This window comes from Janibacter sp. CoH_79_TC_3 (assembly GCF_058197955.1).
This window is the reverse complement of record NZ_JBXWIV010000220.1, coordinates 1-230: the sequence shown is the minus strand read 5'-3', so window position 1 is coordinate 230 and position 230 is coordinate 1. Positions and strand designations below refer to the sequence as shown.

Sequence of the window (230 nt, the reverse complement as noted above, 5' to 3'; positions counted from 1 at the left end):
ACTCTATGCTGGGAGTATCACCAATATATATGAACGTAATGCTAATCACAATAACAGTGTTGAGGTATTAGATCACCCTACCAAGTCGTATAAAACATTACGTCCAGATAATGATTCACCCGTCATTTTAAATAATCATAACTATAATTATCAATTTAGCTATGCCGCTTTATTTGGAGAAACAGACTATTTTCCAATGCAGGCTTATTATCAGAAAGAAAGCATTGTAA

At 33.0% G+C, this 230-nt stretch carries 1 protein-coding gene; it reads left to right on the top strand.

All coding sequences use genetic code 11. The annotated features are described in order from the left end of the window. A partial coding sequence (locus tag AC2FA3_RS15700) for a hypothetical protein (RefSeq protein WP_490510413.1) occupies window positions 1–230 on the top strand: 230 nt, incomplete at both ends.